Annotated in this window: 26 protein-coding genes; 16 read left to right on the top strand and 10 right to left on the bottom strand. The window is 71.7% G+C overall.

What is annotated here, in order from left to right; genetic code table 11:
* Positions 1–75 precede the first annotated feature (75 nt).
* The 6 genes from atpA (at position 76) to GVV04_RS05570 (ending at position 6334) form a co-directional block, all read left to right on the top strand.
* Complete coding sequence (gene atpA, locus GVV04_RS05595) at positions 76–1716, top strand: F0F1 ATP synthase subunit alpha (RefSeq protein ID WP_161685168.1); 1641 nt, start codon at positions 76–78, stop codon at positions 1714–1716.
* A 9-nt stretch (positions 1717–1725) separates the two neighbouring features.
* The gene (locus GVV04_RS05590) at positions 1726–2655 is read left to right on the top strand and encodes a F0F1 ATP synthase subunit gamma (protein ID WP_161685166.1); all 930 of its coding nucleotides are present in this window, start codon (positions 1726–1728) and stop codon (positions 2653–2655) included.
* A complete protein-coding gene (gene atpD / locus GVV04_RS05585) occupies positions 2655–4106 on the top strand; it encodes a F0F1 ATP synthase subunit beta (RefSeq protein ID WP_161685164.1) in 1452 nt (483 codons plus the stop codon). The genes GVV04_RS05590 and atpD overlap by 1 nt, the downstream gene beginning before the upstream one ends.
* Positions 4107–4325: 219 nt before the next feature.
* Positions 4326–5465 (top strand): LCP family protein, encoded by a 1140-nt coding sequence (locus GVV04_RS05580; RefSeq protein ID WP_161685162.1) that lies wholly within the window; start codon positions 4326–4328, stop codon positions 5463–5465.
* Positions 5466–5579: 114 nt separating this feature from the next.
* Positions 5580–5864: a F0F1 ATP synthase subunit epsilon gene (locus GVV04_RS05575; protein WP_161685160.1), complete on the top strand. Its 285-nt coding sequence runs from the start codon at positions 5580–5582 to the stop codon at positions 5862–5864.
* A 14-nt stretch (positions 5865–5878) separates the two neighbouring features.
* Positions 5879–6334, top strand: coding sequence for a DUF2550 domain-containing protein (locus GVV04_RS05570; RefSeq protein WP_161685158.1), 456 nt, complete (start codon positions 5879–5881; stop codon positions 6332–6334).
* Positions 6335–6477: 143 nt separating this feature from the next.
* Here GVV04_RS05570 and GVV04_RS05565 read toward each other — a convergent pair whose 3' ends face one another.
* Together GVV04_RS05565 and GVV04_RS05560 are read right to left on the bottom strand one after the other, a co-directional pair.
* Complete coding sequence (locus GVV04_RS05565; protein WP_161686691.1) at positions 6478–6900, bottom strand: VOC family protein; 423 nt, start codon at positions 6898–6900, stop codon at positions 6478–6480.
* A complete protein-coding gene (locus GVV04_RS05560) occupies positions 6897–7469 on the bottom strand; it encodes a cob(I)yrinic acid a,c-diamide adenosyltransferase (RefSeq protein ID WP_161685156.1) in 573 nt (190 codons plus the stop codon). Before GVV04_RS05560 ends, GVV04_RS05565 begins: the two co-directional genes overlap by 4 nt.
* Between GVV04_RS05560 and murA the strand changes: the two genes are divergently transcribed.
* On the top strand, positions 7468–8904 hold the full coding sequence (murA, locus tag GVV04_RS05555) for a UDP-N-acetylglucosamine 1-carboxyvinyltransferase (protein WP_161685154.1): 1437 nt from the start codon (positions 7468–7470) through the stop codon (positions 8902–8904). The two genes, GVV04_RS05560 and murA, sit on opposite strands and share 2 nt — an antisense overlap.
* A gap of 95 nt (positions 8905–8999) precedes the next feature.
* Entirely contained in the window at positions 9000–9848 is an 849-nt protein-coding gene (locus GVV04_RS05550; RefSeq protein WP_161685153.1) for a 3-hydroxyacyl-CoA dehydrogenase family protein, read from the top strand.
* A 40-nt stretch (positions 9849–9888) separates the two neighbouring features.
* Here GVV04_RS05550 and GVV04_RS05545 read toward each other — a convergent pair whose 3' ends face one another.
* Positions 9889–10635, bottom strand: coding sequence for an alpha/beta hydrolase (locus GVV04_RS05545; protein WP_235965774.1), 747 nt, complete (start codon positions 10633–10635; stop codon positions 9889–9891).
* Positions 10636–10763: 128 nt separating this feature from the next.
* Between GVV04_RS05545 and GVV04_RS05540 the strand changes: the two genes are divergently transcribed.
* The gene (locus tag GVV04_RS05540; protein ID WP_201752973.1) at positions 10764–10955 is read left to right on the top strand and encodes a hypothetical protein; all 192 of its coding nucleotides are present in this window, start codon (positions 10764–10766) and stop codon (positions 10953–10955) included.
* A gap of 37 nt (positions 10956–10992) precedes the next feature.
* Here the strand turns inward: GVV04_RS05540 and GVV04_RS05535 are convergent, their stop codons facing one another.
* A complete protein-coding gene (locus GVV04_RS05535) occupies positions 10993–11841 on the bottom strand; it encodes an ABC transporter permease (protein WP_161685149.1) in 849 nt (282 codons plus the stop codon).
* Positions 11841–12686 (bottom strand): ABC transporter ATP-binding protein, encoded by an 846-nt coding sequence (locus GVV04_RS05530; RefSeq protein ID WP_161685147.1) that lies wholly within the window; start codon positions 12684–12686, stop codon positions 11841–11843. The genes GVV04_RS05535 and GVV04_RS05530 overlap by 1 nt, the downstream gene beginning before the upstream one ends.
* 106 nt (positions 12687–12792) lie before the next feature.
* Between GVV04_RS05530 and GVV04_RS05525 the strand changes: the two genes are divergently transcribed.
* The gene (locus GVV04_RS05525; RefSeq protein WP_161685145.1) at positions 12793–14796 is read left to right on the top strand and encodes a protein meaA; all 2004 of its coding nucleotides are present in this window, start codon (positions 12793–12795) and stop codon (positions 14794–14796) included.
* Between the two features lie 21 nt (positions 14797–14817).
* On the opposite strand, the gene GVV04_RS05520 is transcribed toward GVV04_RS05525, so the two are convergent.
* Both GVV04_RS05520 and GVV04_RS05515 read right to left on the bottom strand, forming a co-directional pair.
* Complete coding sequence (locus tag GVV04_RS05520) at positions 14818–15114, bottom strand: DUF1540 domain-containing protein (protein WP_161685143.1); 297 nt, start codon at positions 15112–15114, stop codon at positions 14818–14820.
* Between the two features lie 104 nt (positions 15115–15218).
* The gene (locus tag GVV04_RS05515) at positions 15219–16199 is read right to left on the bottom strand and encodes a polysaccharide deacetylase family protein (protein ID WP_328822222.1); all 981 of its coding nucleotides are present in this window, start codon (positions 16197–16199) and stop codon (positions 15219–15221) included.
* A gap of 474 nt (positions 16200–16673) precedes the next feature.
* On the opposite strand from GVV04_RS05515, the gene GVV04_RS05510 reads away from it, so the two are divergent.
* A complete protein-coding gene (locus tag GVV04_RS05510) occupies positions 16674–17270 on the top strand; it encodes a hypothetical protein (protein ID WP_161685141.1) in 597 nt (198 codons plus the stop codon).
* A 103-nt stretch (positions 17271–17373) separates the two neighbouring features.
* On the opposite strand, the gene GVV04_RS05505 is transcribed toward GVV04_RS05510, so the two are convergent.
* Positions 17374–17991, bottom strand: a complete 618-nt coding sequence (locus tag GVV04_RS05505) for a DUF4126 domain-containing protein (protein ID WP_161685139.1) — start codon at positions 17989–17991, stop codon at positions 17374–17376.
* Between the two features lie 71 nt (positions 17992–18062).
* Here GVV04_RS05505 and nucS point away from each other — a divergent pair, with 71 nt between their 5' ends.
* Entirely contained in the window at positions 18063–18722 is a 660-nt protein-coding gene (nucS, locus tag GVV04_RS05500) for an endonuclease NucS (protein ID WP_161685137.1), read from the top strand.
* Between the two features lie 78 nt (positions 18723–18800).
* Here nucS and GVV04_RS05495 read toward each other — a convergent pair whose 3' ends face one another.
* On the bottom strand, positions 18801–20303 hold the full coding sequence (locus GVV04_RS05495; protein WP_161685135.1) for an aldehyde dehydrogenase family protein: 1503 nt from the start codon (positions 20301–20303) through the stop codon (positions 18801–18803).
* Positions 20304–20618: 315 nt separating this feature from the next.
* Here GVV04_RS05495 and GVV04_RS05490 point away from each other — a divergent pair, with 315 nt between their 5' ends.
* From GVV04_RS05490 to GVV04_RS05475, 4 genes are all read left to right on the top strand, one after another.
* Positions 20619–21041, top strand: a complete 423-nt coding sequence (locus GVV04_RS05490; RefSeq protein ID WP_161685133.1) for an FHA domain-containing protein — start codon at positions 20619–20621, stop codon at positions 21039–21041.
* A gap of 216 nt (positions 21042–21257) precedes the next feature.
* Positions 21258–23048, top strand: coding sequence for a 3-hydroxyacyl-CoA dehydrogenase family protein (locus tag GVV04_RS05485; protein WP_161685131.1), 1791 nt, complete (start codon positions 21258–21260; stop codon positions 23046–23048).
* 162 nt (positions 23049–23210) lie between these two features.
* Positions 23211–23492 carry a hypothetical protein gene (locus tag GVV04_RS05480; RefSeq protein ID WP_396670725.1) on the top strand — a complete coding sequence of 94 codons (282 nt, stop codon included), beginning with the start codon at positions 23211–23213 and terminating at the stop codon, positions 23490–23492.
* Positions 23493–23558: 66 nt separating this feature from the next.
* The gene (locus GVV04_RS05475) at positions 23559–24359 is read left to right on the top strand and encodes an alpha/beta hydrolase (RefSeq protein ID WP_161685127.1); all 801 of its coding nucleotides are present in this window, start codon (positions 23559–23561) and stop codon (positions 24357–24359) included.
* Positions 24360–24422: 63 nt separating this feature from the next.
* On the opposite strand, the gene GVV04_RS05470 is transcribed toward GVV04_RS05475, so the two are convergent.
* Positions 24423–25442: an AI-2E family transporter gene (locus GVV04_RS05470; protein ID WP_161686687.1), complete on the bottom strand. Its 1020-nt coding sequence runs from the start codon at positions 25440–25442 to the stop codon at positions 24423–24425.
* Positions 25443–26020 lie beyond the last annotated feature (578 nt).

Here is a 26020-nt window from a genome sequence, read left to right as displayed (position 1 = left end):
GCCCGGATTGACAGACGCCATTCGGACCGGTCGGTACTAGGTATCCCGGGCCCCTGAAATTTAAGGAAGCAGAGGATGGCCGAGCTGACCATCTCGACGGAGGAGATCCGCGGCGCCCTGGAGCGCTACGTCTCCTCCTATTCGCCCGACGTCTCCCGCGAGGAGGTCGGCACCGTCGCCGACACCGGCGACGGCATCGCCCACGTCGAGGGCCTGCCCTCGACCATGACCAACGAGCTCCTGGAGTTCGAGGACGGCACGCTCGGCGTGGCCCTGAACCTCGACGTCCGGGAGATCGGCGTCGTCGTCCTCGGTGACTCCGCGAAGCTCGAAGAGGGCCAGCGCGTCAAGCGCACCGGCCGGGTGCTCTCCGTGCCGGTCGGCGACGCCTTCCTCGGCCGCGTGGTCAACGCGCTCGGCCAGCCGATCGACGGCCTCGGCGACATCGCCAACGAGGGCTTCCGCGAGCTGGAGCTGCAGGCCCCGAACGTGATGGCCCGGCAGTCCGTGGACGAGCCGATGCAGACCGGTATCAAGGCGATCGACGCCATGACCCCGATCGGCCGGGGCCAGCGGCAGCTGATCATCGGTGACCGGAAGACCGGCAAGACCACGGTCGCGCTGGACACCATCCTCAACCAGCGGGACAACTGGCGCTCCGGCGACCCGAAGAAGCAGGTCCGCTGCATCTACGTCGCCATCGGCCAGAAGGCCTCCACGATCGCCTCGATCAAGGGCATCCTGGAGGATGCGGGCGCGCTGGAGTACACCACCATCGTCGCCTCCCCGGCGTCCGACCCGGCCGGCTTCAAGTACCTGGCCCCGTACACCGGCTCGTCCATCGGGCAGCACTGGATGTACGGCGGCAAGCACGTCCTGATCGTCTTCGACGACCTGAGCAAGCAGGCCGAGGCGTACCGGGCCGTGTCGCTGCTGCTGCGCCGCCCGCCGGGCCGCGAGGCGTACCCGGGTGACGTCTTCTACCTGCACTCCCGGCTGCTGGAGCGCTGCGCGAAGCTCTCCGACGCGCTGGGCGGCGGCTCGATGACCGGCCTGCCGATCATCGAGACCAAGGCCAACGACATCTCGGCCTTCATCCCGACCAACGTCATCTCCATCACCGACGGCCAGATCTTCCTGGAGACGGACCTGTTCAACCAGGGCGTCCGGCCGGCCATCAACGTCGGCACCTCGGTCTCCCGGGTCGGCGGCGCCGCCCAGGTGAAGCCGATGAAGAAGGTCTCCGGTTCGCTCCGGCTCAACCTGGCCCAGTACCGCGAGCTGGAGGCGTTCGCCGCCTTCGCCTCCGACCTGGACAAGACCTCCCGGGCCCAGCTGGACCGCGGTTCCCGCCTGGTCGAGCTGCTCAAGCAGCCGAACTACTCGCCGTACCCGGTGCAGGAGCAGGTCGTCACCGTCTGGTCCGGCGTCGAGGGCAAGCTCGACGACATCCCGGTCGGCGAGGTCCGCCGCTTCGAGTCGGAGTTCCTCCAGTACCTGCGGCACAAGCACGAGGGCACCCTCGCGGCGATCGCCGACCACAAGTGGGACGACGAGGTGGTCTCCACCCTCGACCAGGCCATCGCGAGCTTCAAGCAGATGTTCCTGGGCAAGGAGGACGAGCCCCGGATCAACGAGGCCCCGGCCGCCCCGCTGGAGGGCGAGCAGAGCCGCGAGACGGTGACCCGCTACCACGGCAACGCCGAGAAGCAGTAGGGCTGACTCATGGCGGCCCAGGTACGCGTTCTTCGTCAACGGATTCGCTCGGCGAAGGGGATGAAGAAGATCACCAAGGCGATGGAGCTCGTGGCGACGAGCCGGATCGCCAAGGCCCAGGCCCGGGTGCAGGCGTCCCTGCCGTACGCCCAGGCCATCACCGGCGTGCTCACCGCGCTGGCGTCCAACGCCCGGATCGACCACCCGCTGCTCACCCCGCGCGAGCAGGTGCGGCGGGCGGGTGTCCTGCTGGTAACCAGCGACCGGGGCCTGGCCGGCGGTTACAGCTCCAGCGCGATCAAGACGGCACAGTCGCTGATCGCCCGCCTGCGCGCCGAGGGCAAGGAGCCCGTGCTCTACGTCATCGGCCGCAAGGGCGTCGCGTTCTACCGGTTCCGGGACTGGCCGATCGCGGCGAACTGGACGGGCTTCTCGGAGCAGCCGACGTTCGCCGACGCCCGCGAGGTGGGTGAGACGCTGATCAAGGCGTTCACCGCCGGCGCGGACGACGTGGACGGCGACGCCGGAGCCGACGGGGTGCTGGGGGTCGACGAGCTGCACATCGTCTACACCGAGTTCCACTCCCTGATGACCCAGACGCCGGTCGCGAAGATCATCGGCCCGATGCAGGTCGAGGACCGGCCGCGGTCGGAGGGCCTGCTCCCGGCGTACGAGTTCGAGCCGGAGGCGGAGTCGCTGCTCGACGCGCTGCTGCCGAAGTACATCAACACGCGGATCTACGCGGCGTTGCTGGAATCGGCGGCGAGCGAGTCGGCGGCCCGGCGGCGGGCGATGAAGAGCGCCACCGACAACGCCGAAGACATGATCGAGAAGTACACGCGTGAGATGAACTCGGCCCGCCAGGCCGGGATCACCCAGGAGATCAGCGAGATCGTCGGCGGCGCGAACGCGCTCGCCGCGTCGGGAAGTGAAGTGTGATGACTGTATCCGCAGTTGCTGGTGGACCAGCTGAGACCAAGACGGCCACGGGTCGCGTGGTCCGGGTCATCGGCCCGGTCGTCGACGCCGAGTTCCCGCGCGACGCCATGCCGGCCCTGTTCAACGCCCTGCACGTCAACGTGACGCTGTCCGGCGGCGAGAAGACGCTGACCCTGGAGGTCGCCCAGCACCTGGGTGACAACCTGATCCGCGCGATCTCGATGCAGCCGACCGACGGCCTGGTGCGCGGCACCGAGGTGCGCGACAGCGGCTCGCCGATCACCGTTCCGGTGGGCGACGCGGTCAAGGGCCACGTGTTCAACGCGATCGGCGAGTGCCTCAACCTCACCGAGGGCGAGACGCTGAACCCCGACGACCACTGGGGTATCCACCGCAAGGCCCCGGCCTTCGCGGACCTGGAGCCGAAGACCGAGATGCTGGAGACCGGCATCAAGGTCATCGACCTGCTCGCCCCGTACGTCAAGGGCGGCAAGATCGGCCTGTTCGGCGGCGCGGGCGTGGGCAAGACGGTGCTCATCCAGGAGATGATCACCCGGGTGGCCCGGAACTTCGGTGGTACGTCGGTGTTCGCCGGCGTGGGTGAGCGCACCCGTGAGGGCAACGACCTCATCGCCGAGATGACCGAGTCCGGCGTCATCGACAAGACCGCCCTGGTCTACGGCCAGATGGACGAGCCGCCGGGCACCCGGCTCCGGGTCGCCCTCTCCGCGCTGACCATGGCGGAGTACTTCCGCGACGTGAAGAAGCAGGAGGTGCTGCTCTTCATCGACAACATCTTCCGCTTCACCCAGGCCGGTTCCGAGGTGTCCACCCTGCTCGGCCGCATGCCGAGCGCCGTGGGGTACCAGCCGACCCTGGCCGACGAGATGGGCGAGCTCCAGGAGCGGATCACCTCCGTCCGGGGCCAGGCCATCACCTCGTTGCAGGCGATCTACGTGCCGGCGGACGACTACACCGACCCCGCCCCGGCCACCACGTTCGCCCACCTCGACGCGACGACCAACCTGGAGCGGTCGATCTCCGACAAGGGCATCTACCCGGCCGTGGACCCGCTGGCGTCCTCGTCCCGGATCCTCGCCCCGGAGTTCGTCGGCGCCGAGCACTTCGCGGTGGCCACCGAGGTGAAGCGGATCCTGCAGAAGTACAAGGACCTGCAGGACATCATCGCCATCCTCGGCATCGAGGAGCTCTCCGAGGAAGACAAGATCACCGTGCAGCGCGCCCGGCGGATCGAGCGCTTCCTGTCGCAGAACACCTACGCCGCCGAGCAGTTCACCGGCGTCGCGGGCTCGACGGTCCCGATTGCCGAGACCATCGAGGCGTTCAAGAAGATCAGCGAGGGCGCGTACGACCACTTCCCCGAGCAGGCCTTCTTCATGTGCGGCGGTCTTGAGGACCTGGAGCGCAAGGCCGCGGAGCTGATGAAGTAGACGACCGTCACACCCTTGAGGACCGCCCCGGTTGCAACCGGGGCGGTCTTCGGTCGTCTACAGGCCCTATGATCTCCGCTGTCCGGTTGCCGAGCCGGTGGTCGCGTCGTGGGCGGGGTACCGTCGATCCACGCCGTCCCCCGGCGAGTGACAAATACTGCAACCTTTCGGCTGCGTGCGCCCGTCTCCTCTTTGTGGGCGTGACGAACGGAGAATCTCGTGGGTAAGGCCGGCAAGAGCGGCGGGAAGAAGCCGTCGGTGTGGTCGGGCGTGCCGAAGTGGGCGCGGGTGTTAACGGTGTTCGGCGCCGTGCTCATGCTGCTCAGCGGCGCCGTGCTGGTGGGCTACGAGGCGCTGTTGTCCCGGTACGAGGGCTCGGTCGGCAAGGGCGACCTGTTCGGCGACCAGGCCGCGGGCGCCCAGGAGCGCAAGAGCGACATCAAGGGCCCGCTCAACATCCTGCTGGTGGGCATCGACCCGCGGGTTCCGGAGACCCCGCCGCTGGCGGACTCGATCATGGTGCTGCACGTGTCGGCCGATCTGGACCGGGCGTACCTCTTCTCGCTGCCCCGCGACCTGCGGGTCGAGATCCCGAAGTTCAGCAAGGCGGAGTTCCACGGCGGCACCGACAAGCTCAACGCCGCGATGTCGTACGGCAGCCGGGTGTCGGGGCAGAACCCCGATGCCGCCCGCGGCTTCGAGCTGCTGGCCAAGACCGTGCAGCAGGTGACCGGGATCGAGCGCTTCGACGCCGGCGCGATCATCAACTTCACCGGTTTCCAGAAGATCGTCGACGCGATGGGCGGCGTCGACATGTACGTCGAGCGCGAGGTCCGCTCCGAGCACCGCGAGCCGAGCGGGGTGCACCGCAAGGGCAATCCCTACGGCGATGGCTACATCGGCCCCCAGGCGATCTACAAGAAGGGCAACCAGCACCTCAGCGGCTGGCAGGCGCTGGACTACGTCCGGCAGCGGTACCCGAAGAACGGCGTCCCGGACGCCGACTACGGTCGGCAGCGGCACCAGCAGCAGTTCATCAAGGCGATGGTCAACCAGGCGTTCAGTGCCGACGTGGTGACCAACCCGATCAAGCTGGACAAGGTGATCCGGGCCGCCGGGCAGTCGCTGATCTTCAACGGCCGGGGCAGCAGCGTGATCGACTTCGCGATCGCCCTCAAGTCCACGCGCGCCGACAACGTCGAGCTGATCAAGCTGCCGGGGGAGAACATCGGCACCGGGTCGGCGTACCGGGGGGAGCGGCTGCTGCCCGAGGCCGAGGACTTCTTCACCGCCCTGGAGAAGGAGCAACTGGACGCGTTCCTGCTGGAACATCCGGACTTCCGCAACAAGACGAAGTAGCGCCCCGCGAGCGGGGTCCGAACGCGGGTGGCGCAGCTTACGCCACCCGCGTTCGGCGTCCACGGGGGGCGCGACTAGACTTTCGACAATCCGCCGCCGCAGCAAGGAGACAGCGTGGCAAAGCAGCTTCACGTCGAGCTCGTAGCCGTCGAGGAGAAGGTCTGGTCCGGCGAGGCCGAGATGGTCGTCGCCCGCACGACCGAGGGTGAGCTGGGTGTGCTGCCGGGGCACGCGCCCCTGCTGGGCCAGCTCGCCGAGCCCGGCCAGGTCCGGATCAAGCTGGCCAGCGGCGAGCAGGTCTCGTACGAGGTGGCCGGTGGCTTCCTCTCAGTGAGCAGCGAGGGCGTCACCGTGCTCGCCGAGAGCGCCACCCCGGTCTCCGCCCCGCAGAGTCGCTGAGTCGATACCCGTCGATGGAGATCGTGGAGGGGATCGGGATCGGCTTCGCCGCCGTGATCGCCGCTCTGCTGATCCTCTTCGTCCGACGGGCGCTGGTCACCCGCACCGGCGGGATCATCCGGCTCAGCGTCCGGGTCTCCACGATGCTCGACGGCCGGGGCTGGTCACCCGGGTTCGGCCGGTTCGCGGGCGATGAGCTCCGGTGGTACCGGATGTTCTCGTTCGCCCTGCGCCCCAAGCTGGCGCTGTCCCGCAAGACCCTCGCGGTCGAGCGCCGGCGGCTGCCCGAGGGGCAGGAGCGCCTCTCCATGCCCGCCGACTGGGTGATCCTGCGGTGCACCAGTCAGCACGCCCCGGTGGAGATCGCCATGGCCCGCTCCACCGTCACCGGCTTCCTCTCCTGGCTGGAGGCCGCCGCACCCGGGGCAGCCTCGCCCCGCCTGGCATCCCAAGACTGGCCCGCCGCCTAACCCCACCCCACCCCCACCCCACCCCCACCCCACCCCCACCCCTCGGCGATCTTGCACTTGGGGCCCGGGCGTAACGGTCAAAGGGTGCGCTTTCGGGGCCGTAACTGCAAGATCGCCGGGGACCCGAGGGGTGTCGTGCGGGGTCAGGTGGTGGTGGAGGCGGTCAGTTCGACCTCGTACCCCTGGGTGTTCGTGAGGTAGGCCGCGTAGGTGGCCGGGCCTCCGGCGTGCGGGTGGCGGCCAGGGAAGAGCAGCGTCCAGCCGTGGGCCGGCGCGGCCGCGACCAGCCGGTCCACGGCGGCCGGCGGGCCGGCGTGGAAGGCCAGGTGGTTCAGGCCCGGGGCGAGCCGGTCGTGGTTTCGTCCGGACAACGCGGGGGACTCCTCCAGCACCAGGTACGTCGGGCCGAGCCGCCAGGACCGGCCCGCCGGCCAGTCCTGGAACGGCGTCCAGCCCAGCTCGCCCAGCAACCAGCCCCAACTGCGGACCGCGCCGGCCAGGTCGGGCACCCAGACCTCGACGTGGTGCAGGGCCCCGACCGGGGCGCGGCTCGCGTCGACGCTCAGCGCTTACCGCCCGGAACCCACAGCACGTCTCCTGCCGGATTGGCCGCTCTTGACAGGATAAAGAGCAGATCGGAGAGCCGGTTGAGATACTTTGCCGGGAGGATGCTGGTCCGGTCGGAGTCCTGTGCGACCAGCGCCCATGCCGCACGCTCGGCCCGCCGGGCGATCGTCCGTGCCACGTGCAGCAGCGCCGCTCCCGCGGTGCCGCCGGGGAGGATGAAGGAGTCGAGCTTGCTCAGGCGTGCGTTGTACTCGTCGCACCATCCCTCAAGACGGTCCACGTACTCCTCGGTGACCCGCAGCGGCGGGTACTCCGGGTCCGGCTCCACGGGGGTGGACAGGTCGGCGCCGACGTCGAACATGTCGTTCTGGATCGACCCCAGCACCGCCCGCAGCTCGTCGTCGAGCTGCCCCAGCGCGATCGCGACGCCGATCGCGGCGTTGCACTCGTCGACGTCCGCGTACGCGGCGATCCGCGGATCGGTCTTCGGCACCTGCTCGTTGTTGCTCAGCCTGGTCATGCCGGCGTCGCCGGCCCTGGTGTAGATGCGCGTGAGGTGGACGGCCATGACGCACAGCCTACGGATACCCGACCTGACCATCCCCGCTCGGCCGACTCCGACCCGGCCGGCCGGGGTGGGCCCCGGCGACGCCAGCGACCCGGCGGTCAACGACGTCGACGTCATCCGGGTCTCCGGGAACGCCCGGCTCGCCGGGACGGTGCACGTCGTCGGGGCGAAGAACTCGGCCCTCAAGCTGATGGCCGCCGCGCTGCTGGCCCCCGGGCGCAGCGTCATCACGAACGTCCCCCGGATCACCGACATCGCCATCATGGGCGAGGTGCTGCGCCGGTTGGGGTGCGGCGTCCGGTTCGACGCGGACGAGCCCGTCGACCCGATGGTGGCCCGGGGCGGGGTTGCCCGGTCCCGGTCGGTCACCGTCGACGTGCCCGACCGGCCCGGCGCGGAGGCCGACTACGACCTGGTCCGCCGGCTGCGCGCGTCGATCTGCGTGCTGGGCCCGCTGCTGGCCCGCCGGGGGTACGTCCGGGTGGCCCACCCCGGCGGGGACGCCATCGGCTCCCGGGGGCTGGACATGCACATCGCCGGGCTGACCCGGATGGGCGCGGACATCTCCGGCGAGCACGGCTTCGTCATCGCCGCCGCCCCGGACGGGCTGCACGGCGCGGAGATCGTGCTCGACTTCCCCAGCGTCGGGGCCACCGAGAACCTGGTGATGGCCGCCGTGCTGGCCCAGGGCACGACGGTGATCGACAACGCGGCCCGGGAACCGGAGATCGTGGACATCTGCTCGATGCTGATCCGGATGGGTGCCCGGATCGAGGGCGAGGGCACCTCCACCCTGCACATCGATGGGGTGCCGGAGCTGCGGCCGGTGCGGCACGCCACCGTCGGCGACCGTATCGTCGCCGGGACCTGGGCGTTCGCCGCCGCGATGACCCGGGGGGACGTCACCGTGACGGGGATCGACCCGGGCTTCCTGGAGGTCGCGCTGGACAAGCTGATCTGCGCGGGCGGCCTGGTGGAGACCCGCGGCGACGCCTTCCGGGTACGGGTCGACGAGCGCCCCCGGGCGGTGGACGTGGTCACCCTGCCCTACCCGGGCTTCGCCACCGACCTGCTGCCGATGGCGATCGGGCTCGCCGCGGTCAGCGACGGCGCGTCCCTGATCACCGAGAACATCTTCGACGGCCGGTTCATGTTCGCCAACGAGATGATGCGGCTCGGCGCGGACATCAAGACCGACGGCCACCACGCCGTGGTCCGGGGCCGGGACCGGCTCTCCGGGGCGCCCGTCCGGGCCACCGACATCCGGGCCGGCGCCGGTCTGATCATCGCCGGGCTCTGCGCCGACGGGGTCACCGAGGTCTCCCACGTGCACCACGTCGACCGCGGCTACCCGGATTTCGTCGCCGACCTGCGGGCGCTGGGCGTGGAGGTCGAGCGCGGCAGCGTGCCGGAGGAGCCGGCGCTGGAGATCTGACTGCGGCGCGGGTCCGGCCGCAGGCTGGCTTAGCCATCGTTCAAGGTCGCCGACTAGGGTGCAGACAGACACTCAATCAGGCGAGGGAGAAGCAGATGGCGGGTCGACTCGCGGTCGTCGGGGCCGGGCTGATGGGCTCGGGTATCGCCCAGGTGGCGGCGCAGGCGGGCTGGCAGGTGACGCTGCGGGACCTGGACGACGCGGCCACCGGGCGCGGACTGGCCGGCATCCGGAAGTCGCTGGAGAAGTTCGCCGAGAAGGGCAAGATCGAGGTTTCCGAGGTCGAGGCGACGCTGGGCCGGATCACCCCGACCACCGACCTGGAGGCGGTCGCCGACGCGGACATCGTCGTCGAGGCGGTGTTCGAGCGGCTGGAAATCAAGCACGAGGTCTTCCGGGCGCTCGACAAGATCTGCAAGGCCGACGCGGTGCTCGCCACCAACACCTCGGCCATCCCGGTCACCCAGATCGCCGCCGTGACCGAGCGCCCGGAGGCGGTCGTCGGCACGCACTTCTTCTCCCCGGTGCCGATGATGAAGCTCTGCGAGCTGGTGCGCGGGTACAAGACCAGCGACGAGACCCTGGCCACGGTGAAGGCGTTCGCCGAGGAGATCGGCAAGACCGTCGTCGTGGTGAACCGGGACATCGCCGGGTTCGTCACCACCCGGCTGATCGCCGCACTGGTCGTCGAGGCGGTCAAGCTGGTCGAGTCCGGCGTGGTGTCGGCCGAGGACCTGGACACGGCCTGCAAGCTCGGCTTCGGCCACGCGATGGGCCCGCTGGCCACCACCGACCTCACCGGCGTGGACGTGCTGCTGCACGCCTCGAAGAACATCTACACCGACACAGCCGACGAGAAGTTCTTCCCGCCGGAGCTGCTCCAGCGCATGGTCACCGCCGGCGACCTGGGCCGCAAGACCGGCAAGGGCTTCTACACGTACTGACGCCGCACCGACCCCTGATCCGTTCCCGCTCGGGGCCGGGTCAGGGGCGCGGCGGCGTGAGGGCCGCGCCCAGCAGGGCGAAGGCGTCCGGGACGACCGTGCCCCAGTAGACGAAGTTGTGCCGGCCGTCGGCGTACTCGGCGCGGGCCGGGGGTTCGGGCAGGGCGCGGGCCAGCGCCCGCACGTCGCGCAACAGGCCGTCCTGCCGGCCGCACCAGAGCCCGACCGGCGTGCCGCGCAGCCGCTCCACGTCGGTGAAGACCGCGTCCCCGGGGCGTACGGCGGGGGAGAACGCGGCCACCGCCCGCAGCCAGCCGGGGAAGGTCTCGGCGAGCAGCAGTGATCCGAAGCCGCCCATCGACCAGCCCCACGCGGCCACCCGGCTGGTGTCGAAGCCGCGCTCGCCGCACCAGGCCGGCAGCTCCTCGCGCACCATCCGCTGCGGGTCGTCCGCTCCGGAGCGCCGCCAGGAGAGCCGGCCGCCGGCCGCCCCGGCGAGCACGAACGGCGGAGCGCCCCGGCGCACCGCGTCGGTGAGGAACCGGGCGAGCCCGAAGCGCGCGTAGTCGTGCGGGGTGGACGAAGCGCCGTGCAGCACCAGGCAGACCGGCAGCCCTCGCCCGTCGCCGTGCCCGGCCGGCACGGCCGTCCAGAAGTCGACGGCACGGCCCCGGGCCGCCGACTGCCGCCGGAGCAGCCGCTCGTCGCCGGCCGGGGCGTCGGGCAGCGCCGGTGTCGGCCCCGGGCGCGGGCGGGTCAGCTCCCGCGCCGTCGCGCCGCCGGCCATGGCCAGCGCCGCCGTGGCTGCCCCGGCCAGGAGTAGCCGTCGCCGCGTCGGTCTCGCCACCACCGGCCCAGTCTGCCAGCCCCGTCCTCGGCCCGCCGCCCCGCCGGACGCCCGATCACCCCGCGTGCGTGGAGACCGCCGACGCCGCCGCCCGGGTCATCGCGAAGGCCGTGACGACCCGCAGACCACGCACGCGCTACACCATCGGCCGGGATGCCGCCCTGCTCACCCGTCTGGCCCGGGTGCTGTCCGACCGCACGCTCGACCGCGTCAGCGCCGCCAACCTGCGCCGCCACTACCCGAAGGGAGCCACCGCGTAACCCACCGCAACCTCCACTTCGTGCCGTGGCAAGACCCTCAGCCGTCGCGCTTGGTGGTCCAGCGGAAGGTGGTGAGGCAGAGCACCAGGCCGATCACGCACCACAGCGCGAGGACGATGGCGACCCGGCCCAGCTCGAAGGAGCCGCCCGGCTCCTGGGCGCCGAAGCTCTCCGGCAGGAAGACCGACCGCAGCCCCTGGCACATCCACTTCAGCGGGAAGAGGGCCGCCACCTGCTGCATCCAGCTCGGCAGGTTGGTGAAGACGAAGAAGACCCCGGAGGTGAACTGGAGCACCAGGGCGATGGGGGTGACCACGGCGGAGCCGCTGCGCGCCGTGCGGGCCAGCGAGGAGATCGCGATGCCGCACAGGGTGCACGCGGTGACCCCGAGGAGGGAGACCCAGCCGAAGGTGAACCACTTGCCGGCCGTGCCGGGCAGCTTCAGGTCGAACATGGCGACCGAGACGGCGAGCAGCAGGGCGGTCTCGGCGACGCTGATCGCCACCACCATGAGCACCTTGCCGGCGAACCACACCCACTTCGGCATCGGGGTGCCCCGGTAGCGCTTGAGGACCCCCCGGTCCCGCTCGATCGGGATCCAGATGCCGAGGTTCTGGAAGCTCCCCGTCATCAGGCCGGTGGCGATCATGCCGGTGATGAAGTATTGCGTGTAGCTGACGCCCGGGGCGATCTCGTCGCTGAAGATGGCCGCGAAGATTAGGATCATGATGATCGGGAAGCCCATCGTGAACACGACGGACTCCCGGCTGCGCATGAACTGGGTGATCTCCAGCCGGCCCTGGCGCAGGGCGAGCGCGCCCGCTCCGAGCCGGCGGGCCGGTGCGGCGGGGTCGACCGGGGCCGCCGGCCTGGTGGTGGTGGTCATCAGTGTCCGATCATCTTCAGGTAGATGTCTTCCAGGGTCGGCCGGGTCACCGTGAGCCCGGGGACCTCGCCGCCGAAGCGCGCGGCCAGCTCCGCCACCAGGGCCGTCGGCGTCGCGCTCTCCGTGGTCTCCGCGGCCCCCTCGGGGGTACGCCAGGAGACCGTCGTCAGGGCCTCCTGCCGGTTGCCGAGTCGGTTCGGCGGGGCCACCTCGATGAGCCGGCCGGCGGCGATCACCCCGACCCGGTCGGCCAGCGCCTCGGCCTCGTCCAGGTAGTGGGTGGTGAGCACGATGGTGGTGCCGGCGGCGGCCAGGTCCCGGATCAGCTCCCAGAACTCGCGCCGGGCCTCCGGGTCGAAGCCGGTGGTCGGCTCGTCCAGGAACAGCAGCTCGGGGCGGCCGATGATGCCGAGCGCCACGTCGAGACGACGCTTCTGTCCGCCGGAGAGGGTGTGTGTGCGGGCCTTCGCCTTGGCCCCCAGGCCGACCCGCTCGATGACCTTCGCCGGGTCGTCGGCGTCGGGGTAGAAGCCGGAGAAGTGCGAGACCAACTCGCCGACGGTCAGCTCGTCGAACTCGCCGGTGCCCTGGAGCACGATGCCGACCCGGGACCGCCAGTGCGGCCCGGGGCGGGCGGGGTCGCTGCCCAGCACGGAGACCTCGCCGGCGTCGCGCTGCCGGTAGCCCTCCAGGATCTCCACCGTGGTGGTCTTGCCCGCGCCGTTCGGCCCGAGCAGGGCGAACACCTCGCCGCGGTGGACCGCGAGATCCACGCTCGCCACCGCGACGTTGTCGCCGTACGCCTTGCGCAGCCCCCGGACGGAGATTGCGAGCTCGTCATCCATGTCGTCAAGTGTGCGTCCTGCGGAACGGTCGGCGGTGCCCCGGGAGCATGGACCTGTGCGGTTTTTCACCAACCCCAGTGACTTAACGGTAACTTAGACTCCCGCCATGGACGAGAAGGCTCCCCCCGGCCGGCTTCCCGAGCGCGAGCGTCCGTGGGTGATGCGCACCTACGCCGGGCACTCCTCGGCCACCGCGAGCAACGCCCTGTTCCGCCGCAACCTGGCGAAGGGGCAGACCGGCCTGTCGGTCGCCTTCGACCTGCCCACCCAGACCGGATACGACCCGGACCACGAGCTGGCAGCCGGCGAGGTCGGCCGGGTCGGCGTGCCGGTGGCCCACCTCGGCGACATGCGGGCCCTCTTCGACGGCATACCGCTCGCCGAGATGAACACGTCCATGACCATCAACGCGCCGGCGATGTGGCTGCTCGCCCTCTACGGCACCGTCGGCGCGGAGCAGGGCGCCGAACTGGCCCGCTGCGCCGGGACCACGCAGAACGACATCATCAAGGAGTACCTGTCCCGGGGGACGTACATCTTCCCGCCGGCCGCGTCGCTGCGGCTGACCGCCGACGTCATCGCGTACACGCTGCGGGAGATGCCCCGGTGGAACCCGGTGAACATCTGCTCGTACCACCTCCAGGAGGCCGGCGCGACGCCGGTGCAGGAGGTCGGCTTCACCCTGGCCACCGCCGTCGCCGTGCTCGACGCGGTGCGCGACGCCGGCCAGGTGCCGGCCGAGCGGATGGGCGACGTGGTCGCCCGGATCTCGTTCTTCGTCAACGCCGGGGTGCGCTTCGTCGAGGAGATCGCCAAGATGCGCGCGTTCGGCGCGCTCTGGGACGAGATCACCCGCGAGCGGTACGGCGTCACCGACCCGAAGCAGCGCCGGTTCCGGTACGGCGTGCAGGTCAACTCGCTCGGCCTGACCGAGGCCCAGCCGGAGAACAACATCCAGCGGATCGTGTTGGAGATGCTCGGCGTCACCCTGTCCCGGGATGCGCGCGCCCGCGCGGTGCAGCTCCCGGCCTGGAACGAGGCGCTCGGCCTGCCCCGGCCGTGGGACCAGCAGTGGTCGCTGCGTATGCAGCAGGTCCTCGCGTACGAGTCGGACCTGCTCGAATACCCGGACCTGTTCGCCGGCTCGCACGTGATGACGGCGCTGGTCGACGGGATCGTCACCGGCGCCCGGGCCGAGCTGGACAAGGTGCTGGAGATGGGCGGCGTGGTGGCGGCCGTCGAGACCGGGTACCTCAAGAGCGCGTTGGTCGGCTCGCTGGCCGAACGCCGCCGGCGGCTGGAGGTCGGCACCGACGTGGTGGTCGGCGTCAACCGGTTCACCGAGACCGAGCCGTCGCCGCTGACCGCGGCCGGTGCCGGGGCGATCGAGCAGGTCGACCCGGCGGTCGAGGCGGCGGCTGTGGCCTCCGTACGCGAGTGGCGGTCCGGTCGGGACGGCGCGGCGGTCGACGCGGCGCTCGACCGGCTGCGCGCGGACGCCGCGACCACCGCGAACCTGATGCCGGCGACCCTGGCGTGCGTGCGGGCCGAAGTGACCACCGGCGAGTGGGCCGGCGCGCTGCGCCAGGTCTTCGGCGAGTACCGGGCACCGACGGGGCTGGCCGGCGCGACGACCGGGGTGAGCGGCGGCGGCCTGGCCGCCGTCCGGGAGCGGGTCGCCGCCACCGCCCGCGAGCTGGGCAGTGGCCGGCTGCGGCTGCTGGTCGGCAAGCCCGGCCTGGACGGGCACTCCAACGGTGCCGAGCAGATCGCGGTACGAGCCCGCGACGCCGGCTTCGAGGTGATCTACCAGGGCATCCGGCTGACGGCCGGGCAGATCGTCGCCGCCGCCGTGGAGGAGGACGTCGACCTGGTCGGCCTGTCCGTGCTCTCCGGCTCGCACCTGGCCGCCGTGCCGGCGGTGCTGGACGGCCTGCGCGCCGCCGGCCGGGGCGACCTGCCGGTCGTGGTGGGCGGCATCATCCCGCCCGGCGACGCCGAGACGCTCCGTGCGGCCGGGGTGGCCCGGGTGTTCACGCCGAAGGACTTCGCGCTCACCTACATCATCGACGACCTCGTCACCGTCGTCCGCGCCGCCAACGGCCTGTGAGCAGGTCCCGCCGTACGGGTGTCAGCGGCCGTCGTACGTCATGCAGTCGGCCATGTCGTTGTCGGGGCCGACCCGGATCGCCGGAGCGTGGCACTCCAACTGGGAGTTGTGCCGGCAGTCCGACCGCTGACACGCGCCCACCTGGGCGATCAGCGTCTCGATGCCACCACGGACCGGCATCTCGACGAAGGTGTGGCAGTGGGCGTGGTCCGAGCTGCCGATCGTGATGGCGAACGCGTGGCAGTCGCCGGTGTCGTTGTAGGCGCAGGCCGCGACCACGCATTCCTGGACGCGGGGCATCTCCATCGCCGTGGTCATGACGGCCTCCTCTGGGTTCTCGTCGACTCCCTTCAGACATTAGGCTTTTGTCATATTTCATGTTGATGATCGGCCAGCCGGCCACCCGCTCGGGGCGGCCGAGGTCAACCGGCGGGGCCGGGCGGCGTCGCCGCCAGCACCTCGGAGAGCGGAGCCGGGGTGAGACCCCGGGCGGCCAGCCCGGCCAGGATGCGCGGCAGCGCCTCGTCCGTCATCGGGGCGTTCGCCTCGGTGACGTGCAGGACGACGACGGAGCCGGGGCGTACCCGGGACAGCACCGCGTCGACGATCGGCCGCCAGGACCGCGCGAACGGGTCGCCGCTGACGACGTCGCCGTCCACCACCGTGACGCCCAGCGGCGCCAACTCGGTCAGGGCCGCGCGATCGTGGCAGAGCCCGGGAAAGCGGAAGTACCGGGTCTGCCGCCCGCCGTACGGGGCGATCACGTCGAAGGTCCGGGCCACGTCGGCCGTCATCCGCCGCCGGGGGACCATCGGCAGGTGGTAGCAGTCCGCGGTGAAGGCGAGATGGCCGTACGTGTGGTTGGCCAGCTCGAAGCGCGGGTTGGCGGCCAGGCGACGGGTGACGTCGGGGTACTCCTCGACCCACTTGCCGGTCAGGAAGAAGGTGGCCGGCACCCGTTCCCGCTCCAGCAGGTCGATGATCGCCAGGTTCGCGTACGACCGGACCGCGCCGCTGCGCAGTTGGCCCCGCATCGAGTCGGTCATGTCCGCGTCGAAGGTGAGCGCCACCTTGTCGCCGATGCGCGGCCCGTGGTCCACCACCGGCGGCAGTCGCCCCGCCCGGCTCGAACCCGGCACCGCCCCTGTCCCCGGGTCGGTCCGACCGCTCGCCACGGGTGATGGTGCCGACGGTGCAGGCTGTCCGGTCGGCTCCGCCGAGCCCCCGGCCGGGGCGGTACGCGGCCTGCCGGAGGCGATTGCGGCCCCCGAGGGCGCCGGCGCCCGAACGATGGCGGTGTGACCGGTTTCGCGTACGGGGGTCGGCGCGGCCAGCACCGCGGCGACGCCGGTCAGGGCGGCGAGCGTCGCCACCAGGGGAACGCGGGAGTTCTTCACAGACACCGCCAGATGATCTCAACGAACGCCCCCACCCGCTGACCCCATCCACCCCCGGACAACTAACCGATCCCGTGGGCTGCCAGCCGCGGTGATCAAGAGGTTTACGTCAGGTTTGCGCCCCGAACCTGACGTAAACCTCTTGATCACCGCGCAGGGCCGGGGTTGGGGTGGGGGGTTTGGGGGTTTGGGGGGTTTGGATGGCGGAACATCGGGCGGCCCGGGGTCGTTACACATGGCAGACGATCGAGTAGCGCACACCGCTGCTGAGCCGCCCGGCCCCCGGGGCCCCTCGGGGAATGTGGGTCGGCCGCCGGTCGTTACACATGGACCCGCCGCCATCAGCACCTCCCGGGTGCGGTGAGCTGCGGACGACTTTCCCCCTTTTGATCTTCTGGGCGCCTCGACGTGGTGCTTACACCCCCGCCCCTTCCCCCTTGGGGTGGTGTGTGTGTCGACCCCCGATTGGAGTAACCCCCCATGAACACGATCATGCGTAAGAGCGTTCTCGGAATCGCTGGTCTGGCCTTCGCCGGTGGCGTGTTCGCCGGCCCGGCCACCGCCCACGCCACCCCCACCGAGTCGGCGACCCCGACGACCGCTGTGGCCGTGCAGGCCGACAAGCCCGGCGTCGACAAGGGCAAGCTGATCCCGCACGGCGTGCAGGGTGAGCAGTCCAGCATCGACCTCGGTGACGAGGAGACCGCCAACGTGAAGGCGATCATCGCCGCCACGAAGAAGGCCGGCCTGGACGAGCGGGCCGCCGTCATCTCCATCGGCACGTCCCTGCAGGAGTCGAAGCTGGAGAACCTGGGCCACCTGGGTGACCGCAACGACCACGACTCGCTGGGCCTGTTCCAGCAGCGTCCGACGTCTGGTTGGGGCACCCCGGAGCAGATCACCGACCCCGAGTACTCGACCCTGGCGTTCCTGAAGGGCCTGAAGCAGGTCGACGGCTGGCAGGACATGCCCCTGACCGACGCCGCACAGACCGTCCAGGTGTCGGCCTACCCCGACGCGTACGCGCAGTGGGAACAGCAGGCCGCCGACCTCGTCACCCAGCACTGGAACAGCTGACCCCAGCACCACCGAACAGCCAACTGGCCGGGTCCCCGAGAACGGGGCCCGGCCAGCGGCGTCTGTGGGAACAGGGTCCAGGGATCGTGAGGTGTGCGGTTGGTCAGACGCGGAAGCCGGCGGCGCGGGCGGCCTGGCGTTCGCGGCGGCGGTCCTTGCGGCGGCGAAGGAACCAGAAGAGGAAGAGGACGAAGCCGACCAGGAAGGCCAGCACCAGCACCGGCAGGATGATCGCGACCAGGGACATCACGACGCTGGTGGCGTCCTCGGCGGTGCTCGCGACCGGGGCGCCGACCCCGGCGGTGGCCGCGTTGATCACCGGGCGGGCGGCGGACTTGAGCAGGTGCACTCCGAGGGCGATGAGCACGCCGGTCACCACCGGCACCCACTGGCTGGACGAGAAGAAATGGCCGGGGTCGCTGACCGTGACCGTCTCGGAGCTGGAGCCGGCACCGAAGGCCAGCCCGCCGGCGGTCGGCCGCACCACCGTCTGGACGACGTCGTTGACGTGGTCGACGATCGGCACCTTGTCGGCGACGACCTCGACGGTGAGCAGCACCGCGAGGATCACCACGACCCAGCCGTTGCCGAGCCACTGCCAGCCGCTGGGAAGGTCGATCAGGTCGGTGTAGCGGGCCAGCAATCCCATGGTGAGCAGGGGTATGTAGGCGTTCAGGCCCGCCGACGCGGCGAGCCCGGTACCCGTGAGTACTTCGAACACCGCCTCAGCATGGCACCGCCACGCCAGTGCCGCTCGACGGCGGAGGTCGGGGTCTCCGCTACCCTCGTCGGGTGCGGCTGGTAATTGCGAAGTGCTCGGTGGACTACGTCGGACGGCTCTCGGCTCACTTGCCGCTGGCCACCCGCTTGTTGATGGTGAAGGCGGACGGGTCGGTGTCGATCCACGCCGACGACCGGGCGTACAAGCCATTGAACTGGATGAGCCCGCCCTGTCGGCTGGAGGAGGCCCCCGGCGTGTGGCGGGTGGTGAACAAGGCCGGCGAGGAGTTGCGGATCACCCTGGAGGAGATTTTCCAGGACACCTCGTACGAGTTGGGCGTCGACCCGGGCCTGCGTAAGGACGGCGTCGAGGCGCACCTGCAGGAGCTGCTGGCGGCCAACCCGACCGCCCTGGGTGAGGGGTTCACCCTGGTCCGCCGGGAGTACATGACGGCGATCGGGCCGGTGGACCTGCTCTGCCGGGACGCCACGCAGGGCGCGGTCGCCGTCGAGGTGAAGCGGCGCGGCGAGATCGACGGGGTGGAGCAGCTCACCCGCTATCTCGAACTGATGAACCGCGATCCGCTGCTCGCCCCGGTCAGCGGCGTCTTCGTCGCCCAGGAGATCAAGCCGCAGGCCCGGGTGCTGGCGACGGACCGGGGCATCCGCTGCGTGGTGGTCAACTACGACAAGCTGCGTGGTATCGAGCGCGACGAGCTGACCCTGTTCTGACCGGCCCCGACCGGCAGCCGGCCCGCCCGATCGGCCTGGTCGGCCGCCGAGCGCGCGGTGGGTCAGCGGTGCTGCGGGTCAGCGGCGGCGGCCGTACACCAGCTTGGTGACCTTGATCAGGCGGGCCACGTCGGCCGGGGTGCGCTCGAAGGTCGTCGCCGGCAGCAGCGACCGGGCCCGGCGACGGGTGATCGCCTTGGCCCGGCCGAACTCGCGCAGCCCGTCCTCGCCGTGGATCCGGCCGAAGCCGGAGTCGCCGACCCCGCCGAACGGCAGGGTGGACATCCCGACGAAGGTCAGGGTGGAGTTCACCGCGGCCATCCCGGAGCGCAGCCGTCGCGCGATGGCGACCGCCCGCCGCCGGCCGAAGACCGAACCACCCAGGCCGTACGGGAGGGCGTTGGCGCGGGTGAGCGCCTCCTCGGCGTCGCGGACCCGGTTGATGGTCAGCGTCGGGCCGAAGGTCTCCTCGCGGATGGCGGCGGAGTCCTCCGGCACCTGTACGAGCACGGTCGGGTGCACGTACGGCGGCCGCACGGCGTCCGCGCCGCCGAGCACGGCCTGACCGCCCCGGGCCAGCGCGTCGTCGATGTGCCGGCGGATCACGTCGAGCTGGGCGGGCATGGTGATCGGGCCGATGTCGGCTCCCTCGGCGCCGACGGTCAGCCGACCGGCCCGCTCCACCACCTTGCCGACGAAGGCGTCGAAGACGGGCTCCACCGCGTACACCCGCTCGATGCCGATGCAGGTCTGGCCGGCGTTGGTGAGCGCGCCCCAGACGCACGCCTCGGCGGCGGCGTCCAGGTCGGCGTCGCTGTCGACGATCATGGCGTCCTTGCCGCCGGCCTCCAGCAGCACCGGGGTCAGCGACTCGGCGCAGGCCGCCATCACCTTCTTGGCGGTGGCCGTCGAGCCGGTGAAGGCCAGCTTGTCGACCCCGGAGCGGCACAGCGCCGCCCCGACGTCGCCGAGGCCGTGCACCACGGTGAACACCGGGTGCTCCGGCACCACCTCGGCGAAGGCGTCGGCCAGCCACTGGCCGACGGCCGGGGTGTACTCGCTGGGCTTGAGGACGACGGCGTTGCCGGCGGCGAGCGCGTACGCCGTGGAGCCGAGCGGCGTGAGGACCGGGTAGTTCCACGGGCCGATCACCCCGACCACCCCGTACGGCACGTATTCCAGGTGGGCGGAGAACTCGGCGAGGATGAGCCGGGAGCGCATCCGGCGCGGCCCGAGCACCCGGCCGGCATTGCGGGCGGCCCAATCGATGTGCTCGATCGCGGTGAGCACCTCGACGATGGCGTCGGGGACCGGCTTGCCGCCCTCGGCGTGCACCAGCTCGGCCAGCTCCTCGATTCGCCGGGCCAGCATGCCGCGCCAACGCAGCAGCCGCTCCCGGCGGCCGGTGAAGCCGAGCCCGGCCCACCAGGCCGCGGCCTGGTGGGCCCGGTCCACCGCCGCCGCGACGTCGGCCGCTGCCGCGACCGGCAGCCGTCCCACCTCCGCGCCGGTGGCGGGGCTGGTCGACACCAGCAGACCGTCCTCGATGACCGGGGCACCCGGGACACGCACAGCCGTCATGGCGGAAGTCTAGACCCGAAAGCTACCCGCTGGTAGCTCTCCGGTGGCCCGGAGAACCGGGTGCCGGTGGCCCGGGAGCCCGGGAGGCCGGTGCCGCGCCGCCCGGAAGCCACTCCCGGACGGCCCTGGGGCCGGTGGCCTCGACCGTGCCGGAAATCCGACTGGCGGGACGGGCCGGACGGCTCTGGCGGGAGCCGAACCGGCTAACCGGAGATGGCCGGGCGGGGTCGCGGAGGTGACCGGCCGGTGGTGGGGACGGCTACCGCGTGATGGCACGCTGACGCCGGGACACCGGGAGCTGGAGGCTGACCGTCCATGGAGGATCTTCCGGAACTGATGCCGCTGCTGACCGTCGCGGGCGGGCCGATGCGGGGGGCGAGCTTCCGGCTCCGTTCGGAGCCGCAGGTGATCGGCCGCGCGTCGACGGCGAACATCGCCGTCGACGACCCGCACCTGAGCCGCAGGCACGCCAGTGTGCGGTTGACCGTCGGCGGGGTGACGCTGGTGGACCTGGGCTCCACCAACGGCACCTGGCTCAACGACCGGCGGATCGACGGGCCGGAGCAGCTCTCCGATGGGGACGTGATCCGGCTGGGCCGCACCGAGCTGCGCTTCTTCGACCCGGGTCTGGCCCGGACCGACCCCGTCGGGCTGCGGCTGAGCCCGATTCTCCGGAGCCGCGACCAGCGCCGCACCCTTCCGCTGCCGCTCGCCGCCCCGCCCGCCGCCCGCATCTGAGGCCACCCAGACAGTCAGTCGTGCCGCCACGCCACCGGCTCACATCCGGCTCCGGTGCCGACGCGCAGTGCCGCCCCGTTCCCGCCCCGGCCGCGGACCGCGCCCACGCTCGTGAAATACCCCACCGTGACTCGACAACCGAACGTCACGTGGCAGACTCGCGCGCATAACCCTAGTGACCGTTCAGCGGTCTCGTGGAGCATCGGGAGGCGGGTCGTGGCGCGCGAGTTCACCAGCGTGGGTGTCGTGGGGCTGGGCACCATGGGCGCGGGGATCGTCGAGGTCTTCGCGCGTAACGGCATCGACGTGGTCGCGGTCGAGATCTCCGACGGGGCCCTGGAGCGCGGCCGGTCCAACCTCACCGGATCGACCGACCGGGCGGTTGCCAGGGGCAAGCTCGCCGAGGCCGACCGGGACGCCCTGCTCTCCCGGGTGGACTTCCAGGTCGGCCTGGACGCGCTGCACTCGGTGGACCTGGTGATCGAGGCGGTCCCCGAGCACCTCGACCTGAAGCAGCGGCTCTTCGCCGAGCTGGACCGGATCTGCCGGCCCGAGACGATCCTGGCGACCAACACCTCCTCGCTGTCGGTCACCGAGATCTCGGTCGCCACCGGGCGGCCGAACCAGGTCATCGGCATCCACTTCTTCAACCCCGCCCCGGTCATGAAGCTGGTCGAGGTGGTCCGCACGGTGGTCACCTCCGCCGAGGTGGTCGCCGACGTGGAGGCCCTCTGCGCCCGGCTCGGCAAGGTCGACGTCACGATCAACGACCGGGCCGGCTTCATCGCCAACGCGCTGCTGTTCGGCTACCTCAACCACGCCGTGGCGATGTACGAGTCGCACTACGCCACCCGCGAGGACATCGACGCCGCCATGAAGCTCGGCTGCGGCCTGCCGATGGGCCCCCTCGCCCTGATGGACCTGATCGGCCTCGACACCGCGTACGAGATCCTGGACACCATGTACCGGCGGGGCGGGCGGGACCGCCGGCACGCGCCGGTGCCGCTGCTCAAGCAGATGGTCACCGCGGGGCTGCTCGGCCGAAAGTCGGGCCGGGGCTTCTACACCTACGAGCGGCCGGGCTCGCCGAAGGTCGTACCGGACGAGCGGACCCCGGCGGCGACGGCGCCGGCGCAGGCCGACGGCGCGCGGGCCATCGCGAAGGTCGGGGTGGTCGGTTCCGGGACGATGGCCACCGGGATCATCGAGGTCTTCGCGAAGGCCGGCTACGAGGTCGTCTCGGTGACCCGGGGAGCGGAGAAGTCCGCGAAGGTCTGCGAGGCGGTCAAGACCTCGCTGAACAAGGGCGTGGTGCGGGGCAAGCTCAGCGAGCACGACCGGGACGCGGCCCTCGGCCGGGTCACCTGGTCGGCGACCCTGGACCACCTCGCCGACGTCGACCTCGTCGTCGAGGCCGTGGTCGAGGAGCTCAGCGTCAAGAAGGCCCTGTTCGCCAGCCTCGACGAGATCTGCAAGCCGGGCGTCGTGCTCGCCACGACGACCTCCTCGCTGCCGGTGGTCGACGTCGCGATGGCCACCCACCGGCCGGCCGACGTGGTGGGGCTGCACTTCTTCAACCCGGCGCCGGTCATGCCGCTGGTGGAGATCGTGCGGACCATCCGCACCTCCGAGGAGACCGCCGTCACGGCCCGCGCGGTCTGCGCGGCGGTGGGCAAGACCGGGGTGGTCTGCGCCGACCGGTCCGGCTTCGTCGTCAACGCGCTGCTCTTCCCGTACCTGAACGACGCGGTGAGGATGCTGGAGGCCAGCTACTCCACCGCCGACGACATCGACCACGCGATGAAGCTCGGCTGCGGCTACCCGATGGGCCCGTTCGAGCTGCTCGACGTTGTCGGCCTCGACGTCTCCCTGGCCATCCAGCGCGAGCTGTACCTGGAACTGCGCGAGCCCGGCTTCGCCCCGGCCCCGCTGCTGGAGCACCTGGTCACCGCCGGCTACCTGGGCCGTAAGACCGGGCGCGGGTTCCGCGACCACACCCGCCGCTGAGCGGGGTGACGCCCGGCGGGCGTCACCCCGGCGTACGCCGAGGGGCCTCGCCGGGGCCCGGCTCGCCGACGACCTCACCCGGCCCGAGGCCTGGAACTGACCGTACGCTTGGTGACTGTGAGCCCTCGTCGCAACCGCCCCCGCCGGGACGAGCACGTCCAACTGAACGCCGACCAGGCCCGACACGGCGTGCCCACGGTGCAGCAGTGGCGCGACGGCGACTGGCAGGTGCGCGGAATCAGCGGCGGGGCGTCGGCCAAGACGTACCGCTGCCCGGGTTGTGACCAGGAGATCCGCCCGGGGGTGGCGCACCTGGTGGCCTGGCCGGCGGACGACCGGGGCGACCTGACCGACCGCCGGCACTGGCACAGCGGCTGCTGGCGGGCGCGGGACCGGCGCGGCCCGGGGGTCCAGCGCGGCCGGGGCGCCCCCCGGTACGGCTGAGCGATCTGGATCACCCCGTTTCCGCCCCGCCGGGCGCCGACGGCGGCGGCGCGGGAGACTGGGACGGTGAGCACACCGATCCGCGCGTCGTCGATCCTGCCCGGGCACCGCGAGGACATCGAGCTGCACACCGCGGACGGTCTGCGGCTCGTCGGCGAGTTGGCCCGGCCGGTGGACCGCGAGCCGGTCGGCACGCTGGTCTGCCTGCACCCGCTGCCCACCCACGGCGGGATGATGGACAGCCACGTGTTCCGCAAGGCGGCCTGGCGGCTGCCGGCGCTGGCCGACCTGGCCGTGCTCCGGTTCAACACCCGGGGGACCAGCAGCCTGCGCGGCACCAGCGAGGGCGCGTTCGACAACGCGGCCGGCGAGCGCTTCGACGTGGCCGCCGCCATCGAGTACGCCGAGTTCGCCGAGCTGCCGAACATCTGGCTGGTCGGCTGGTCCTTCGGCACCGACCTGGCGCTGAAGTACGGCTGCGACCCGGCGGTGGCCGGGGCGATCCTGCTCTCCCCGCCGCTGCGCTTCTCCGCCCCCGGCGACCTCACCCACTGGGCCGAGAGCGGCAAGCCGCTGACCGCCCTGGTGCCCGAGTTCGACGACTACCTGCGCCCCGACGAGGCCCGCGAGCGCTTCGCGGCGGTGCCGCAGGCCGAGCTGGTCGGGGTGCCCGGCGCGAAGCACCTGTGGGTCGGCGACGCCGAGACCGTGCTCGACGAGATCGTCCGCCGGGTCAACCCGGCCGCCCCGCTGCCCCTGCCGCGCACCTGGGACGGCCCGATGCAGACCGGCGACGTCAGCGCGTACGCCGACCGGACGGTCGCGTCCTTCGCCGACACCCCGGTCCCCGGCCCGCGCGCGGACTGACCTCGCCGCGCCGGAGCCGGGCGGCCCGTCGGCGCCCGGGGCGTCCGGTGTTCGGGGCGTCCGTCAGCGGGCGTCCTGGCGGGGGAGGACCACCTCGCGCAGGATCAACTGGAGGGCGGCCACCACCGGGATCGCGACCAGCGCGCCGACCACGCCCAGCAGGGACACCCCGAGCAGCGCACCGAGCAGGGCGCCGACCTCGTTGACCTCCACCGATCGGCGCATGATCTTCGGGTAGATCAGGTAGTTCTCCACCTGCTGGTACAGCACGAAGAACACGACGCAGGCGATCCCGACCGGCAGGCTGGTGGCGAAGCCGACCAGGCTCACCGCCACCGCACCCAGCGTCGCGCCGATCTGCGGGATCAGGTCGGTCACCGCGATCACCACCGCCAGCGCGAACGGGTACGACAGCCCGACGATCAGCGCGAACACGAAGGTGGTCACGCCGGCCAGCACGGCGATGCTCAGCGCGCCGACCATGTACGCGCCCACCTTGGCGAGGATCTCGTCGCCGATCAGCTGCACCCGACGGCGACGCGAGCGGGGCACCAGCGAGTACCCGAGGTGGCGCAGCCGGTCGAACCAGGCGAGGAAGTAGATCGTCAGCACCAGCACGGTGAGCGCCCGGAAGATGGTGCCGAAGATCAGCTGCGCGCCGCCGAGCACCCCGCCCAGCGCCCGGCCGATGGTGTTGGCGTTCGCCGCCGCCTGGACCTTCTCCATCACGTCGAACCGCACGACGAAGTCGTTCACGGCCTCGTTGCGGCGCAACTCCTCCACGTAGCTGGGGAGCTGCTCGACGAACTGACCGGACTGGGTGACCACCGGCGGCACCAGCGCCACCAGGCCGCCGACGATCAGCAGCAGCACGGTCAGCGCCACCGTCGCCACCGCCAGGCCGTTCGGCAGGCCCCACGAGCGCAGCCGGACCACCGCCGGGTTGAGCCCCACGGCCAGGAACAGCGCGATGACCACCAGCACGAGGATGCCGGCCGCGTTGCGCACGCCGAGGAAGACGGCGTACGCCAGCAGCACGCCGAGCGCACCGGTGAAGCCGACCAGGAAGCTGTTGCGGCGCAACGGCCGCCCCGGCGCCCCGAACCGGCCGGAGCCGGTGGCGACCTCGCCGGGCGCCTCGAAGTCGCTCGCGTCGACGCCATCGGTCGGGACGTCACCCGCCGGCTCTCGCCCGGGTCCTCCGGGGGTCGGGGCGTCGCCCGCCGTCTCCCAGCCGGGTCCTCCGGTGGTGGGGGCGTCGCCCGCCGGCTCCCGGCTGCCCCGCCCGTCGGCCGGAGGGGTGCGTGGTGGGCCGCCGTCGGCCGGGGCCGCTGCGGTCGTCTCGTCGTCCGGTGGGTTACCGCCTACCGGCGCGTCCTGCGTCACCGGGCCTCCTCCGCGCGCTCCGGTGCCCCGACCGGAGACCCTCTCCCGGGCCCGCGGGCGTCGCCGGGCGCGCGGGCTCCTGCCCGGGAGGGTAGTGCCCGACGATCCCCGAGGCCACCCCGGTCACCCGGCCCTGCGGCCCCCGTCACCCGGCCCTGCGGCCCCGGTCACCCGGCCAGGTCACCCGGCCTCGCGACCCCGGTCACCCGGCCTCGCGACCTCGGTGCTGTCGGCCCGGTCACCCGTGGCCAGCCGGTGGGCCCGGGCGACCGGCC

This window comes from Micromonospora rubida, assembly GCF_009908295.1.
Lineage (GTDB): Bacteria > Actinomycetota > Actinomycetes > Mycobacteriales > Micromonosporaceae > Micromonospora > Micromonospora rubida.
The sequence above is the reverse complement of the archived record's forward strand: the minus strand, read 5'-3'. Positions and strand labels throughout refer to the sequence as shown.